This is a genomic window from Lentzea sp. NPDC020367 (assembly GCF_044387305.1).
Classification (GTDB): Bacteria; Actinomycetota; Actinomycetes; order Mycobacteriales; family Pseudonocardiaceae; genus Lentzea.
Genome location: NZ_JBIRVV010000003.1, coordinates 394,251 through 409,478, shown reverse-complemented (window position 1 = coordinate 409,478; position 15,228 = coordinate 394,251). Strand labels below are relative to the sequence as shown.

Below are 15,228 nucleotides of genomic sequence, written 5' to 3'. Positions count from 1 at the left end.
CGTGGACGATCCGCTGATCATCGCGGGCCGGGAGTTCCGGTCCAGGCTCATCACCGGCACCGGCGGTGCCGCGAACCTCTCGGTGCTGGAACGGGCGCTGGTCGCGTCCGGTACCGAGCTGACCACCGTGGCGATGCGCCGCGTCGACGCCGCGGGCCAGACCGGCGTGCTGGAGTTGTTGCGGCGCCTGGGGATCGAGGTCCTGCCGAACACCGCGGGCTGCCGCACGTCCGCCGAGGCCGTGCTGACCGCGCAGCTGGCACGCGAGGCGCTGGAGACGAACTGGGTCAAGCTGGAGGTCGTCCACGACGAGGAGACCCTGCTGCCGGACCCGGTCGAGCTGCTCGACGCGGCCGAACGGCTGGTGAACGACGGCTTCGTGGTCCTGCCGTACACCAACGACGACCCGGTGCTCGCCCTGAAGCTCCAGGACATCGGCTGCGCGACGGTCATGCCGTTGGGCTCTCCCATCGGTACGGGTCTCGGCATCCGCAACCCGCACAACATCGAGATGATCACTTCCAGGGCATCTGTTCCAGTAGTGCTCGACGCGGGCATCGGCACCGCGTCCGACGCGGCCCTCGCGATGGAACTCGGCTGCTCAGCGGTGCTTCTGGCGACCGCTGTCACACGCGCGCAGGACCCGGAACGGATGGGCGCCGCCATGCGTTGTGCGGTCGAGGGCGGACGGCTGGCACGCCTGGCCGGACGAATTCCACAACGCTTTTGGGCCCAAGCGTCTTCGCCGGGACTCTGAGGTCGCTACCGTGGGTGCACACGTGTTGGGGGATGATTGAGAACTACCTGAAATCCCGCCGAGGAGGACGACAAGCCGTGACGGCCCCCATTGACGCCGAGGTCGAGGACGCGACCGCGCGCCTGTACCTGGCGATCGGCCGGCTGGCCCGGTTGCTGCGACGCACCGGTTCCCCCGGACTCGGCCCCGGCGCGGTCTCCGCGCTCGCCACCCTCGCCCGCTGCGGCCCCATGCGCCTCGGTGACCTGGCGAACAAGGAGGGCGTGGCACCCCCGACGCTGTCCCGCATCGTCGCCGCGCTGGTGGAAGCCGGTTACGTGAAGCGCGAACCCGACCCGCAGGACGGCCGCGCCTGGCTCGCCACCCCCACGCCCGAGGGCGAGACGATGGTGTCCGGCGTGCGGTCCGCGCGGGTGCGTGAACTGCAGCGGCGGATCGAGCAGCTCACGCCGGAGCACGTCTCGGCTCTGGTGCACGCCCTGGACGCGTTGGAGACACTCGTCGGCGAAGAGTCCAAGTAGCTCCTCATGCCCGAGTACGACGAGGTACTTGCCCGGCTTCGTCACCTCGGGGCGGGGAAGCGCGAGTCCATGCGGATCATGACGGAAGCGACGGGCCTGGAATTCGGCGAGGTCCAGCGGCTCGTGCACGAGAGCCCGGTGTGGAGCGACCGCAAAGCGGGTGACGAAGCGGCCCAGGACTGGTTCTTCCGCAGCATGTTCGTCATCGCCGTGCTGGGAGAGGCCGAAGTCACCGCGCCCGCCGAGGACGTGGCCGAGTGCGACGAGCGCCGGCGGCGCGCCGAGATCGGGTTGAGAGACCTGGCGTCCGGCCTGCCCGCCGTTGCGCTGCACCGCTTCCACGAGCTCGTGACCGAAGGTCTGCTCGGCAAGGCGTTCGCCGAACTGGTGGCGGTCGTGCGGGAGCAGGGCGCGGAGTGCTGGGCCGAGCTGGCCGCGGTCGCCGACACGCTGCTCCTCACCGATGACGGGGAGCCTGCCGGTGAGAGCGAAGGCCGCGAGGACTGGGTGTTCGCGGCCTTCGAGGTTCACCGGCGCGCACGTGCACGTGAGGAGTAGCGCATGAAGTCCCGGACCGCCGGCATGTGGTGGGGCACGTCGATCGAGGCGCCCGACCCCGGTGCGCTGGCGAGGTTCTACGCGGAACTCCTCGGCTGGCACATCGGCCACGAGGAGCCGGGCACCGCGATCGTCGCAGCCTCTCCGAACGGACCGTTCTTCGTCTTCCAGCAGGCGGACGGCTATCGGGCGCCGGTCTGGCCGCCGGTCGACGGCCGGCAGCGCCCGATGATGCACTTCGACTTCCAGGTCGGTGACCTGGAGTCGGCCGTCGCCGAGGCGGTGGCGCTGGGTGCGACCGTGGCGGACGTCCAGCCGCGGCCGAACGTCCGGGTGCTGCTAGACCCCGCCGGGCACCCCTTCTGCCTGTGCCTGGACGAAGAGTCCTCGTAGCGCCTGGTTGAAGGCGTCGAACTCCGCGACCAGCACCTCGCGGGTCTGCGCCAGCACGCCTTCGGCCATCGTGCCGGTGAAGGTCTCCACGTTCACCAGCCGCGTGCCGTCCGCCGTCTCGCTGAGCTCCCAGCGGTGGCGCCCGAAGAACGTCTCCGGGTCGCCGCCCTGGGAGGCCAGCACGTACGGCTCCAGCGAGGTGATCTCGCCGTCGAAGTCGCGTTCGAACGGCGTGCCCTTGGCCGCCTTCACCTTCGTCCGCACGCCGTCCACCCGCGTGTACTCCATGACGGGGTTCCAGCGGGCGTAGCCGCCGAAGTCCACCAGCACGCGCCACACGTCGTCGATCGGCGCGGGGACGACCAGTTCTGTCCTGACCTCGTTCATCTGCACGGTTGTCAAGCATGGTGGGACGGTCCAGCGATTTTCAGCCCGGCAACCGCCACAGCGGCGACACCGGACCGACGCCGCCACCCAGCGGGTAGGCCGCGGCCACCGACTTCACGATGAACTCCTTGCCGAACCGCACGGCCTCCGGCACCGAGGCACCCTTCGACAGCGCCGAGCTGATCGACGACGCCAGAGTGTCGCCGCTGCCGTGCGTGTGCTCGGTGTCGTAGCGAGGCCCAGGCAGTTCGATGAACTCACGTCCGTCGTAGAGCAGGTCGAGGCACTCCGGGTCGTCCCACATGTGGCCGCCCTTCACGAGCACCCACTCCGGCCCCAAGGCGTGCAACGCCTCCGCCGCCACGCGCTGGTCCGCGCGGTCCTTCACCGCGATGCCGGTGATCAGCCGCACCTCGTCCAGGTTCGGCGTCGCCAGCGTCGCGCGCGGGAACAGCAGGCCGCGCAACGCGTCCAGGGCGTTGTCGGCCAGCAGCTGGTCGCCGTGCATGGACGCCGAGACCGGGTCGACGACGAACGGGGTCCTGCCCCTGCCGATGCCGACGCGGTCGAGGGCCGGGGTGATGGCCTCGATGATCCGCGCCGACGCGAGCATGCCGGTCTTCGCGGCCTGCACGCCGATGTCCTCGGCCACCGAGATGATCTGCGCCGCGACGACGTCCGCCGGGATCTCCGAGACTCCCGTGACGCCCAGGGAGTTCTGGACCGTCACGGCCGTCAGTGCGACGCAGCCGTGCACTCCGCACGCGAAGAGCGTGCGGAGGTCGGCCTGGATACCCGCACCACCGCCGGAATCGCTTCCGGCGATGGTGAGGACCCTGGGTGGTGTCGAGGTCACGAAGTCTCCACGACCGGGAGGTAGACCTTGTTGCCCGTGTCGGCGAACTCGCCGGACTTCTCCGCCATGCCCGCCTCGATCGCCTCCACTGTGGACAGTCCGCGTTCCTCGGCGTAGCGCCGCACGTCCTGCGTGATCTTCATGGAGCAGAACTTCGGCCCGCACATCGAGCAGAAGTGCGCCGTCTTCGCCGGTTCCGCGGGGAGCGTCTCGTCGTGGAACGAGCGCGCGGTGTCCGGGTCGAGCGACAGGTTGAACTGGTCCTCCCAGCGGAACTCGAAGCGCGCCTTGGACAGCGCGTCGTCCCAGTCCTGGACGCCGGGGTGGCCCTTGGCGAGGTCCGCGCTGTGCGCCGCGATCTTGTAGGTGATCACGCCGGTCTTCACGTCGTCGCGGTTCGGCAGGCCGAGGTGCTCCTTCGGCGTGACGTAGCAGAGCATCGCGGTGCCCAGCCAGCCGATCTGCGCCGCGCCGATCGCCGACGTGATGTGGTCGTACGCCGGCGCGATGTCGGTGGCCAGCGGCCCGAGGGTGTAGAACGGCGCCTCGCCGCACCACTCCTCTTCGAGCCGGACGTTCTCGGCGATCTTGTGCATCGGCACGTGGCCGGGGCCCTCGATCATGACCTGGACGTCCTTCGCCCGTGCGATGTGCGTGAGCTCGCCCAGCGTCCTGAGCTCGGCGAACTGCGCCTCGTCGTTGGCGTCCGCGATGGAACCCGGCCGCAGCCCGTCACCCAGCGAGAACGTGATGTCGTAGGTGCGCAGGATGTCGCAGAGCTCCTCGAAGTGCGTGTAGAGGAAGCTCTCCTTGTGGTGCGCGAGGCACCACCCGGCCATGATCGCCCCGCCGCGCGAGACGATGCCCGTGACGCGCTTGGCCGTCAGCGGCACGTACCGCAGCAGCACGCCCGCGTGCACGGTCATGTAGTCGACGCCCTGCTCGGCCTGCTCGATCACGGTGTCGCGGTAGACCTCCCACGACAGCGCGGCCGGATCGCCGTTGACCTTCTCCAGCGCCTGGTAGATCGGCACGGTGCCGATCGGCACGGGCGAGTTGCGCAGGATCCACTCGCGCGTCTCGTGGATCCGCTTGCCGGTGGACAGGTCCATGATCGTGTCGGCACCCCAGCGGGACGCCCACACCATCTTGTCGACCTCGTCCTCGATCGACGACGACACCGCGGAGTTGCCGATGTTGGCGTTGATCTTGACGAGGAACTTCTTGCCGATGATCATCGGCTCGGCCTCGGGGTGCTTGCGGTTCAACGGAATCACCGCACGCCCGATGGCCACCTCCTCGCGCACGAACTCCGCGTCGAGGTTCTCGCGCACCGCGATGTAGCGCATCTCCGGGGTGATGATCCCGGCCTTCGCGTACGCGAGCTGGCTGACAGCTCCGTTGATCGGTTCCCGTGCGGCGATCCACCCCGACCTCAGGTCGGGGAGTCCACTGTGGACGTCGATGGTCGCGTTGTCGTCGGTATACGGACCGGAAGTGTCGTAAAGATCGACATGTTCGCCGTTGGTCAGCTCGACCCTGCGGTAGGGCACCCGGATGTCAGAGGAGACTTCCCGATACACCTTGCGCGAGCCCGAGATCGGGCCGGTGGTCACACTGGGCTTGACCGAACGGTCGTCAAGTGCCGTCACGACATTCCTCCCTACGCCGGCATTACCCGGTCAGGTTCAGGCGGTCGGTGACACCGGCACTACGGCCAGTCACCCTCTCAGCCCGCTCAGGCGCGAGCTCCCGCGTTGTGTTGAGTTGTCGAGAACCGACCATAGTCAGCGCGCGCCGTAGCTGCCAAGGGCGTCGTTTGCCCCTAATCTCTTCCCCGTGGCTGATCACCAGCCGTTCCCGCCCGGCGCGCGACGCGGCCAGCGTCCCGCCGTGGTCTCGGCATGCCCTTCCTGCGGAGAACTCGCAGGTCGCGGCTACCCCGACTGCGGCTTCTGCGCGGAACTGCTCGACCAGTTCTGGCTCGCGGACTGGGAGGCGCTGCGCACGTCGTCCCAGCTGGCGGACCGGGAACTGGCCGAACTGGTGACCTCCGCGGACGTCGGCCAGTACCCGTGGACGTGCGTGGACTGGGCGATGACATTGCTGGCGTGCTCCCGCTGCGGTGCCGAACTGGGCACCGGACCGGTCGAGTGCGTGCGGTGCGCGGTGACCGAAGAGCGCCGGTGGAGCTGGGACCACTCGGCCCATCCGTACACGATGAGCGCGAACGAGCACCTGCTCCGGGTCGCCCGCGCGGCCCTGCGCGCACCTCACCGGCGCCGTCCGGCCGTCGTGCAGGCCTGGCAGCTGGTGCTGCCGTTCCTGATCGCCGGTGAGGTGATCGAGTTCGGCCGTCTGGACCGGATCCGCGCGCACGTGCTGGCCGGCGGCTACGCGTCGATGGCCGCCTGCCACACCTTCGCCGAGCTGGCCGGGCTGCCCGAGCTGTTCTGGCGCCGGGGCAGCCCGATCTCAACGCGGGTCGAGTACCAGCCGGACTCCGAGCGCCAGCAGCACGCCGCCCGACAGCTTCTCGAGCGCGGGACGGACGCGCGGCCGGCTCAGCCAGCCGCGGATCGTGTGCAGGATCGACACGATGATCAGGTACCAGACGGTGTCGATCAGGACCCACCCGATGGCGAGGAAGAGCAGAACCCCCTTGCCGGCCTCCCCGGCAGGCACGAACTGCGGTAGGAACGAGATCGCGAACACGCCGAGCTTCGGGTTGGCCAGGTTCACGACCAGGCCGCTGCGGAACGCGTGGCTGGCCGGCGGGGGTTCGGCGTTGGGCAGGCTCTTGCTGATCAGGGCCTTGATGCCGAGATAGATCAGGAAGACCGCACCGGCGATTCGCAGCGCGTGATAGGCGATCTCGGACGCCGTGAGCAGGACCGACAGGCCCAGTGCGGCTGCGATCGCCCAGCACGCCACGCCGACCTCCATGCCGAACACCGTCGCCAGCGCGGCTTTTCGCCCGTGCACCGACTGTCGCAGGACCATGGCCGTGCCAGGTCCGGGCGACAGGGCGATGAGGAACGAGGCCGCGACGAAGGCGACGATGTTTTCGATCGGCATGCCATTGATGGTCGCTGGTCGTCGCAACTTGTTTCTTGACCTGGAGCGCGCTCCAGGATGTTCGGTGGAGCCATGACCTTGGAACTGGGGAAGTTGGGTTTCGGCACGTGGGCCATGGGCGGACCGTTCTCGGGCCCGGACGGATCGCCGGTCGGCTGGGGACCGGCTGACGACGGCGAGTCGGTCAAGGCGCTGCGGCGGGCGGTGGAGCTGGGCGTGACGCTGTTCGACACCGCGGACGTCTACGGCTGCGGGCACGCGGAGACCGTGGTGGGGCAAGCGCTTGCGGACGTGCGTGACCAGGTGCTGATCGCCACGAAGTGGGGCTGCGGGTTCGACGCCGCGTCTCGCCGGATGACCGGCGACGAGGGATCGGTCGAGTACCTGCGCCGCGCCGTCGAGGGGTCGTTGCGGCGGCTGGGCACCGATCGGATCGACCTGTATCAGCTGCACGTCGGCGACCTCGGGCTCGACGAGGCCGCGTTGCTGCGGGACGAGTGCGAGGCGCTGGTCGCCGCGGGCAAGATCCGGTCCTACGGGTGGAGCACGGACGACGTCGAGCGGGCGCGGTTCTTCTGCGAGGGGGAGCACGGGATCGCCGCCCAGGCCGACGTCAACCTGCTGTTCGACAACCCCGGGATGTACGCGGGCGACTTCGCGGTCCTGTGCCGGCGCCCGCTCGCGATGGGACTGCTGGCGCGGGAGACGTTCGGTTCGCTGCCTGCGGACGACGTGCGCGTCACGAACCCGTCCTGGCTGCGGTTCTTCGTCGACGGGCGGCCGTCACCGGCGTACTTCGAGGCCCGTGAGGCTGTTCGGGACGTGCTGACGTCCGGCGGCCGGACCCTGGTGCAGGGGGCGCTGGCCTGGTTCTGGGCGCGTTCTCCCCGCCTGACCCCGATCCCGGGGATCCGGACGGTGGCTCAGGCCGAGGAGAACGCTCGTGCGCTGGAGTTCGGTGCGCTGACGACTGAGGAGCTGGCCCAGGTGGAGTCGGTGCTCCGGCCCTAGTCCTCGTCGTCCTCGTCGAAGTTCGCCGGGTCGTTCGGGTCCCAGGAGAGACCCGGCTGGTTCCACTCGTTGTCGCGCAGCATCCGCTTGGCCTCCTTCTTGTACCGGCCGATGAGGCGGTCGGTGTAGAGGTAGCCGTTGAGGTGGTCGGTCTCGTGCTGCAGACAGCGCGCGAAGAAGCCGGTGCCCTCGACCTCGAACGGCTCCCCGTCGAGGCCCTGGCCGGTCACCTTCGCCCATTGGGCGCGTCCGGTCGGGTACGCCTCGCCGGGGACGCTGAGGCAGCCCTCGAAGTCGTCGTCCGGATCCGGCATGGTCTCCGGGATCTCGGAGGTCTCCAGAGTGGGGTTCACGACCACGCCGCGGTGCTGCACACCCTCGTCATCCGGGCAGTCGTAGACGAATACCCGCAGGTCGACGCCGATCTGGTTGGCCGCGAGCCCGACACCACGAGCAGCTGCCATCGTCTCGAACATGTCGTCGACGAGGGTCTTCAGCTCGGTGTCGAACTCGGTGACCTCGCGCGTCGGGTTGTGGAGCACGGGGTCGCCTGCGATGCAGATGCGATGGACGGCCATGGCTGAACTTTAAGCCGTCCAAAACTGTCGGTGTCGCGCGGTAGGTTGGAACGATCACGTGATTGAATTGCCCGCACCTGAGATGGTGTGGCGACCGTGGGGAGCCAGATGGATCACGCCGAGACGCTCACCTCCGCTGACGGGCTGACCAGCCGCGAACGCACGATGCTCGCGTTCGAGCGTCAGTGGTGGAAGTACTCGGGATCCAAGGAACAGGCCATCAGGGAACTGTTCGACATGTCAGCTACCCGCTACTACCAGTTGCTCAACGCGCTCGTTGAATCCGAAGCCGCACTGGCTGCCGATCCGATGCTGGTCAAGCGGTTGCGCGGCGTGCGGACAGGCCGCCAAAGGGTTCGCGCACGCGCCAGGAGCACCGAGGACTGATGACCTCCCCCGAGTCCGCAAGCCCGTCCCGTCCGGCCAAGGCAGCCGGCTTCGCCCTGCTCGGTGTCGCCGCCGTCGCGTTGGTGATCGGCGTTGTCAGCTTGTTCAGCGGTGGGGGGTCCGAGACACCTCCCGTTGCCGAGGGGTCGTCCACGGCTCCGCCCGCATCCGCCAGTTCTGAGCCTCCGGCCTCTGCTCCGGCCTCGACTTCGTCGCCGGCTGCGACTACCTCCGCGCCTCCGGCTTCTACGCCTGTTACCTCTGTTGTGCCGCCTCCGCCGGTCACCCAGCCTGGAGTGGCCAAGGTGCCGGTTCGGGTTTACAACAACTCGACCATCACCGGGCTTGCTTCCAAGGCCTCCGATGAGGTTCGGGGTAATGGGTGGACTGTTGCCGAGACTGGGAACTACTCGTCCGGGACTATTCCCACCACTACCGTTTATTTTCGGCCTGGGACTGATGAAGAGGCCTCGGCCAAGGAACTGGCTGCGGTTTTGAGGGCTCGGGTTGAGCCTCGGTTTGATGGGATTCAGTCTGCTGCGGCCGGGATCATTTTGATTGTTACGAATGATTTTCAGGGGCCTGCTAAGAACAAGTAGACGCGTTGGTCGCCTTGCGGGCGTTGCCTCGCGTTGATTCCTGGGGCTCCGCCCCAGACCCCGCCAATCTGATCAAAAGCCGGGGTCTACGCCATGCGCGGGTTGATGGCACGCCTGTTGCGTTGGGCGGAGTGGCGTTGCTTAGTTTGGTGGCGTCGGTGGGGTGGCTTCGTCACGAGTCGAGCCAAGAGCGGGCCACACATGAGTAGGGGTGTCAACTCGACGAAAAGCGTGTCGAGTTGACACCCCTACTCATGTGCAGCAAGAGCTATGGCACGACTCGTGACGAAGCCACCCCACCCTTCCCGCACGGTAAAGACGGCTCGCCTTCGGCATCGCTGCGAATTGGCTCTGCCGGTCTTTTGCTTTCGATCTTGTCGGTGCTGCCTTGTACGTTGGGTCGCGGGGGGTCCTGAAACCAAGGGGACCCCTGCGTCAGCGTGCTGCCGCGTAGGCCGCCAGCTGTGCCAGTTGTGCCGGGTCCAGGGACGGGCGCACTACCTTCCTCGCCTTGGCCAGGTGGGTTTGTGTCACCTCGGCCGCGTCCAGGGACTCCCGCATTGCTGTCAGAGCCGCTTCGCGGATCAGGGCCGCGCAGTCTGCCGCCGAGTACATGTCCAGCTCTTCGGCCAGTTCGGCCAGGTTCACGTCGGTGGACAGCGGCGTGTTTCGCGACGAGGCCTTGAGGATTTCCGTGCGGGCCTCGGCGTCTGGTGGTGGCACGTAGATGATTCGTTCCAGCCTGCCTGGGCGGAGGAGGGCCGGGTCGATCAGCTCTGGGCGGTTGGTCGCGGCGATCACCACCACGTCGCGCAGGGGTTCTACGCCGTCCAGTTCGGTCAGGAGGGCGGCCACCACCCGGTCGGCCACGCCTGAGTCCGAGGACTGGCCTCGGCGTGGGGCCAGGGCGTCCACCTCGTCCAGGAAGATCAGGGCCGGGGCCGCGTCCGCTGCTCTGCGGAAGAGTTCGCGGACCGCTCGTTCTGACTCTCCTACGAACTTGTCCATCAGTTCGGCGCCCTTGACGGTCAGGACGTTCAGCTGGCCCGTGCCTGCCAGTGCTCGGACCAGGAACGTCTTGCCGCATCCCGGCGGGCCGTAGAGGAGGAGGCCTCGTGGCGGGTCCACGCCCAGGCGGGCGAACGAGTCGGGGTAGCGGAGTGGCCAGAGGGCCGCTTCTGTGAGGGCCTGCTTGACCTCCTTCATGTCGCCCACGTCTTCCAGCGTCAGGCCGCCGGTCTGCACGGTGTCGGAGGCGGACATGGAGATCGGGCGGACCGTGTTCAAGGCGCCCAGCAGATCTTCTTGTCCCACACGGGGTTCTGCCACCTCGCGTTGGCGCAGGGCTGCTCGGACCGCTGCTTCGCGGCGCAGGGCGCAGAGGTCCGCCGCCACGAAACCTGGTGTGCGGGCGGCCACCTCGCCGAAGTCCACATCGGACTGCACCGGGACGTCGCGCAGCAGTACCCGCAGGAGTTCCGTCCTGCCCGCTGTGTCGGGGAGGGGGAGTGCGAGTTCGCGGTCCACGAGATCCGGGGCGCGCAGGCGGGCGTCCACTGACTCCGCGCGGGCCGAGGTGACCACCAGCGCGAGGTTCGGGCGGGAGATGGCCGTGCGCAGGATGTCCAGGACGACGGTCGCCACCGGTGGGGGCGCGGTGGGCAGCAGTGCGTCGATGTCGGTGAGGAGCAGGACCGTGGGCTGCTCGGGGACGCCCGAGATCGCGTCACCCAGTTGTTTGGCCATCGCGCCCGGCTCCAGGACGGCGATGCTGGGCGCGGCCAGTTCCACCACCGTCGCCTCGATCGAACGGGCCACGGCGCGGACCAGCGTCGCCTTGCCCACGCCTTCCGGGCCGCTGATCATGGCGGCCAGGCGTGCGGAGGCGCCCAGCTTCGTGAGCAGTTCGGGCTGGCGGAACATCAGCTCCAGCCACTCGGTCAGGCGGCGCGCCTGTTCGCGCTGGCCCACCAGGTCCGCGAGGGGCAGCGCCTCGTGCTTCTCCTGCACCACCACCGGCGTCACCTCGGCGGCGGGAGCAGAGGCCGAACGCCAGCCGACGACGCTCGACGGCTGCACGGCCACCGGGCCCGCAGGGTCGGTCGAGGTGATGGTGATCAGTTCGTTGGTCCACGTCATGCCGATGGCGTTGGACAGCTTGCGGCGCGTCTCGGAGACGTTGGCGCCGGGCGGCGGCGCGAGGTCCTGGGGCAGCAGCGACACGTTGTCGCCCACGGTCAGGACCTTGCCCGTCAACGCCATGCGCACGTGCTCCGGCGTCAGCGCCGTGGTGGCCAGGCGGGAACCCGCGACGGTGATCGAACGCGCGGCGGTCACCTCGACCGGAGCCACGACGATCTCGGAGCCCTCGACCACGCCGAGGTTCGTCAGCGTCACGTCGTCGACCAGGACCACGCCCGGCGGCTGCTCGCCGGCGGCGGCCAGCGCGGCGCTCACGCGGGCGCCGGTCAGCTTCACGGCGTCCCAGGCGCGCAGGCCCAGAGCGTCGAGCACCTCGGGGTGAAGGCGGACCACCCCGCGCCGGGTGTCCAGAGCGGACGGGGACAGGCGAGCCGTCAGCGTGATCACGACCACGACTCTAGTTCCTCGCCGTGAACCTGCCGGGCGGCTGAGGAACAGCGCGCGTAGCGCGATCTTGAACCGCACCGATCACACATCGGTCACACACACCCGGATGAGACGCGATTAGTCCGAATGGAGTCTTCCGGGTAAGGCGGATGTAAAGGCACGGTGGTGTTCGTCCGGGCCTGGGGGCCCGGTCGTCGTGCGGCGGCACGACACAAACGGCCTGGGGGGCTACATCTCGATGCGCCATAGACAGGCGCGCCATTTTGGCGTGCGCGCGTTCACTCTCGTACTGGCTGTGTCAGCCGGTCTCATCACTCCCGACGCGCTCGCGGCACCCGCTCCGGCCGAGTTGCCGGACGAGGTGGCGGCGTTGGCGGCGGCGCGGAAGTTCGACAAGCCGGTGAAGGTGTCGGGTCTCACGACCGAGGCGTCGGAGACGGTGGCGAGGCCGGACGGTCGGATGGAGCTCGTCCAGTCCCTGAAGCCGGAGCGGACGAAGCGCGGGAACAAGTGGGTTCCCGTGAACACGAAGCTGAGCAAGGACGCGGACGGGGTGATCCGTCCGGAGGCGGCGACCGTGGACCTCCAGTTCTCGGGCAAGGGCAAGGGCAAGCCGCTCGCGTCCGTGGCCAAGGACGGTGTCGAGGTCGGTCTGACCTGGCCGGAGTCGTTGCCGGAACCGACGGTGGACGGCGCCAGGACGACGTACTCCGAGGTGTGGCCGGGTGTCGACCTGACGGTCGAGGCGACGGCGACCGGCTTCAGCCAGTTGCTGGTGGTGAAGAACGCGGACGCGGCGAAGTCGGACAAGCTGCGCAAGATCACTTACGGCTCGCACGTCAAGGGCGGCGAACTGAGCGAGCGAGACGGCTTGCTGGAGGTCAAGGACAGCAAGGGAACCGTGCGGTTCTCCGGTGACGCGTCGCAGATGTGGGACGCGACCGGCCGTCCGGCGCGGATGGGTGTCGAGCTCACCGGCAACACCCTGTCCGTGGTACCTGACCAGGCGTTCCTAGCCTCGCCGGACACGAAGTTCCCGGTGTCGATCGACCCGAGCTACAACTGGGCCGGGTTCAAGAACCACCACGCGGTGCTCCAGCAGAACTTCCCGGACGCCCGCAACTACGACCGCACCGACGGCGAGTTGGGTGATCTGAAGGCCGGTTGGCACAGCAGCACCGGGTTCTCCCACAGCTTCGTCGAGATGAACACCGGGCCGATGGTGGGCAAGAAGATCCACTCGGCGAAGCTCGCGGTCAAGGTGATCCACTCCTCGAACTGCGCGGCGGCGGAGCCGACCGGCCTGTGGCACACCGGGGCGATCAACCGCGACACCCACTGGTGGACCGAGCCTGCGTGGTTCGGGAAGCAGTCGTCGACCAACAAGACGAACAACGGCAGCTTCTGCCCCTCCGACGGGCAGACCGAGTTCGACGTCTTCGGAGCCATGAAGTTCACGGCCGAGAACGGCTACCACAACCTGACCTTCGTGCTCGCGAACGACAACGGGGCCAACGCGAACGACAAGGCGTGGCGCCGCTTCGACCTCAACCCGGTGCTGAGGGTCACCTACAACTCCTACCCGAACCGGGCACGCGACCTGAGCATGGAGCGCGGCCTGTACGGGTGTGGGAACGGCGACAAGAAGTCGTACGTGCCCACGAGGACGCCGCGCATGCGTGGTCAGCTGTCCGATCCGGACGGCGGCGTGCTGTGGTCGCGCTTCGCCTTGTACAAGGGACCGCTCGACAACGGTCAACTCCTCGCGACCTACAGCTTCTCGGACACGCCTTCGGGTTCCTACGTCGAGGCGCAGGTAGCGCCGAATGTGATCACGGAGGACGGCCTCTACAACTGGTCGCTGCAGACGAGTGACAGCGAGCTGGAGTCGGGCTGGGAAGGCAACTGCGAGTTCGTCGTCGACACGGTGAAGCCCGTTGTGCCGCAGGTGAAGTCCGTCGAGTACCCGGAGGCCGCGCCCGGCGGTGGTGTCGGTGTGACCGGCACGTTCGAGCTGGACTCGGTGAAGTCGTCGAGCGGTGACGTGGCGAAGTTCGTCTACTCGTTCACCTCGGACGGCGGCGAATCCCTCAACAAGGAGATGACGGCCGGTCCGGATGGCAAGGCCACGATTCGGTGGACGCCAGGCACCGCTGCCACCGAGACGCTGTTCGTGAAGACGGTGGACCGGGCCGGGAACCTGTCCGACCTCAAGCGGTACCAGTTCATCGTGCTGGCCGGCGGGCCTCCGGTCGCGCGCTGGACGTTGGACGGCGTGCTGACCGACACCAACGGCGGTAACGCGCTGACTCCTGGCGGCACCCCGAACCTCGCCGCGGCGGGCTACTCGGCCAAGGCCGTCGGACTGACCAGCACGCAGGACCACCTCAGCGGTGGCGCGGTGGTCGACACGTCGAAGAACTTCACGCTGTCGGCTTGGGCGAAGATGGACAACGGTGCCGCCAGCCGCGCAGTGCTGTCCACTGTGGATGGTTCGACGCTCAGTTCCAGCCTCTACTACGACCAGGCCGTGAAGCGCTGGGCGTTCGGCATGACGTCGGCTGGCAACAAGGCCGATCTCAAGGTCGTGCAGGCGCGGGACGAGGCGTTGGCCGGTGTCTGGACGCATCTGGCAGGCACCTATGACGCCACGAACAAGACGCTCGCGTTGCACGTCGACGGCAAGAAGCAGGGTGAAGTAGTCGGCCTGGAGGGTTGGCAGGCTTCGCAGATGCTGGTGGGCCGGCAGCGCTGGAACGGCCAGGACAGCAGTGGCTTCGTCGGCTCGATCGACGAACTCAACGTCTACAGCCGCAAGCTGGACGCCCCCGAGGTCAAGGTGTTGGCGACGCACGCCGCGATCCGCGCTCACTACAAGATCGGCGAGGGCACGGGCACGTCCACCAAGGACGAGGTCACCGGCCGGAACGCCACCGTCAGCGGCAAGGTCGGCTGGGAGAAGAACAGCAGGTACACGTCACTGCTGCTCAACGGTCCTGACGATGAGGGATTGCCGCAGGACGTCGAGGCGTACGCGTCGGCTCCGGCGCCGGGCATCCGCACCGACCGTTCCTTCACCATCTCCACGTGGGCGCGGTTGGATCTGGACTCGCCTGAGGACAAGACGCGGACGATCTTGAGCCTGGTGCACGACGGCGTCTCGCAGCTCGATCTTCGCTACGGCGGCGCGTCGAAGAAGTGGGAGTTCGTGATGGGCGGCACCAGCGTGCCGACCGCTTTCGAGGCCGAGGTGCAGGAGTGGGTGTACCTGACGGCAGTCCATGACACGACCGCTTCCCAGATGCGTTTGTACCTCAACGGCGTCTACATCACCCAAGCTCCGTTCACGGGCGGTTCGGCCGGCACGGAGTCCACTGTGGAGTTCGGGAGGCTCACGCCCGCGACGGCTGCGGGCGCTTTCTGGAAGGGCGGTATCGACGACACCCGCGTGTACGTAGGCGCGCTGTCGGACGAAGTGATTCTGGCGCAGGCCGTTCGCGGTTGATCCGCGGCG

General features: G+C 68.2%; 14 protein-coding genes and 1 riboswitch. Of the genes, 8 read left to right on the top strand and 6 right to left on the bottom strand.

Going from position 1 to position 15,228, the window contains the following annotated elements; translation table 11 throughout:
- The first annotated feature begins 1 nt into the window (after window position 1).
- The 4 genes from ACH413_RS14265 (at window position 2) to ACH413_RS14250 (ending at window position 2,229) form a co-directional block, all read left to right on the top strand.
- Entirely contained in the window at window positions 2-757 is a 756-nt protein-coding gene (locus ACH413_RS14265) for a thiazole synthase (protein ID WP_360048591.1), read from the top strand.
- A 77-nt stretch (window positions 758-834) separates the two neighbouring features.
- Window positions 835-1,278 carry a MarR family transcriptional regulator gene (locus ACH413_RS14260; protein WP_313887795.1) on the top strand — a complete coding sequence of 148 codons (444 nt, stop codon included), beginning with the start codon at window positions 835-837 and terminating at the stop codon, window positions 1,276-1,278.
- Between the two features lie 6 nt (window positions 1,279-1,284).
- Entirely contained in the window at window positions 1,285-1,836 is a 552-nt protein-coding gene (locus ACH413_RS14255) for a hypothetical protein (protein WP_360048590.1), read from the top strand.
- A gap of 3 nt (window positions 1,837-1,839) precedes the next feature.
- Window positions 1,840-2,229, top strand: coding sequence for a VOC family protein (locus ACH413_RS14250; RefSeq protein ID WP_360048588.1), 390 nt, complete (start codon window positions 1,840-1,842; stop codon window positions 2,227-2,229).
- On the opposite strand, the gene ACH413_RS14245 is transcribed toward ACH413_RS14250, so the two are convergent.
- From ACH413_RS14245 to ACH413_RS14230, 4 genes are all read right to left on the bottom strand, one after another.
- A complete protein-coding gene (locus tag ACH413_RS14245) occupies window positions 2,176-2,616 on the bottom strand; it encodes an SRPBCC domain-containing protein (RefSeq protein WP_360048687.1) in 441 nt (146 codons plus the stop codon). The two genes, ACH413_RS14250 and ACH413_RS14245, sit on opposite strands and share 54 nt — an antisense overlap.
- A 40-nt stretch (window positions 2,617-2,656) precedes the next feature.
- Window positions 2,657-3,472 (bottom strand): bifunctional hydroxymethylpyrimidine kinase/phosphomethylpyrimidine kinase, encoded by an 816-nt coding sequence (thiD, locus tag ACH413_RS14240; protein ID WP_360048586.1) that lies wholly within the window; start codon window positions 3,470-3,472, stop codon window positions 2,657-2,659.
- Window positions 3,469-5,124, bottom strand: coding sequence for a phosphomethylpyrimidine synthase ThiC (thiC, locus tag ACH413_RS14235; protein WP_360048584.1), 1,656 nt, complete (start codon window positions 5,122-5,124; stop codon window positions 3,469-3,471). Before thiC ends, thiD begins: the two co-directional genes overlap by 4 nt.
- Window positions 5,114-5,238: riboswitch (TPP riboswitch) on the bottom strand. It overlaps the preceding gene by 11 nt.
- A gap of 709 nt (window positions 5,239-5,947) precedes the next feature.
- On the bottom strand, window positions 5,948-6,550 hold the full coding sequence (locus tag ACH413_RS14230; protein ID WP_360048582.1) for a LysE family translocator: 603 nt from the start codon (window positions 6,548-6,550) through the stop codon (window positions 5,948-5,950).
- Window positions 6,551-6,622: 72 nt separating this feature from the next.
- On the opposite strand from ACH413_RS14230, the gene ACH413_RS14225 reads away from it, so the two are divergent.
- Window positions 6,623-7,561 (top strand): aldo/keto reductase, encoded by a 939-nt coding sequence (locus ACH413_RS14225; RefSeq protein WP_360048580.1) that lies wholly within the window; start codon window positions 6,623-6,625, stop codon window positions 7,559-7,561.
- Here ACH413_RS14225 and ACH413_RS14220 read toward each other — a convergent pair.
- Entirely contained in the window at window positions 7,558-8,139 is a 582-nt protein-coding gene (locus ACH413_RS14220; protein ID WP_360048579.1) for a peptide deformylase, read from the bottom strand. The two genes, ACH413_RS14225 and ACH413_RS14220, sit on opposite strands and share 4 nt — an antisense overlap.
- Window positions 8,140-8,247: 108 nt before the next feature.
- Here ACH413_RS14220 and ACH413_RS14215 point away from each other — a divergent pair, with 108 nt between their 5' ends.
- Together ACH413_RS14215 and ACH413_RS14210 are read left to right on the top strand one after the other, a co-directional pair.
- The gene (locus ACH413_RS14215) at window positions 8,248-8,526 is read left to right on the top strand and encodes a DUF3263 domain-containing protein (protein ID WP_089910320.1); all 279 of its coding nucleotides are present in this window, start codon (window positions 8,248-8,250) and stop codon (window positions 8,524-8,526) included.
- 296 nt (window positions 8,527-8,822) lie between these two features.
- Window positions 8,823-9,125, top strand: a complete 303-nt coding sequence (locus tag ACH413_RS14210; RefSeq protein ID WP_360048577.1) for a LytR C-terminal domain-containing protein — start codon at window positions 8,823-8,825, stop codon at window positions 9,123-9,125.
- 435 nt (window positions 9,126-9,560) lie between these two features.
- Here ACH413_RS14210 and ACH413_RS14205 read toward each other — a convergent pair whose 3' ends face one another.
- Complete coding sequence (locus tag ACH413_RS14205) at window positions 9,561-11,714, bottom strand: AAA family ATPase (RefSeq protein ID WP_360046452.1); 2,154 nt, start codon at window positions 11,712-11,714, stop codon at window positions 9,561-9,563.
- Between the two features lie 295 nt (window positions 11,715-12,009).
- On the opposite strand from ACH413_RS14205, the gene ACH413_RS14200 reads away from it, so the two are divergent.
- Window positions 12,010-15,219 carry a LamG domain-containing protein gene (locus ACH413_RS14200; RefSeq protein WP_360046454.1) on the top strand — a complete coding sequence of 1,070 codons (3,210 nt, stop codon included), beginning with the start codon at window positions 12,010-12,012 and terminating at the stop codon, window positions 15,217-15,219.
- The last annotated feature ends 9 nt before the right edge of the window (window positions 15,220-15,228 follow it).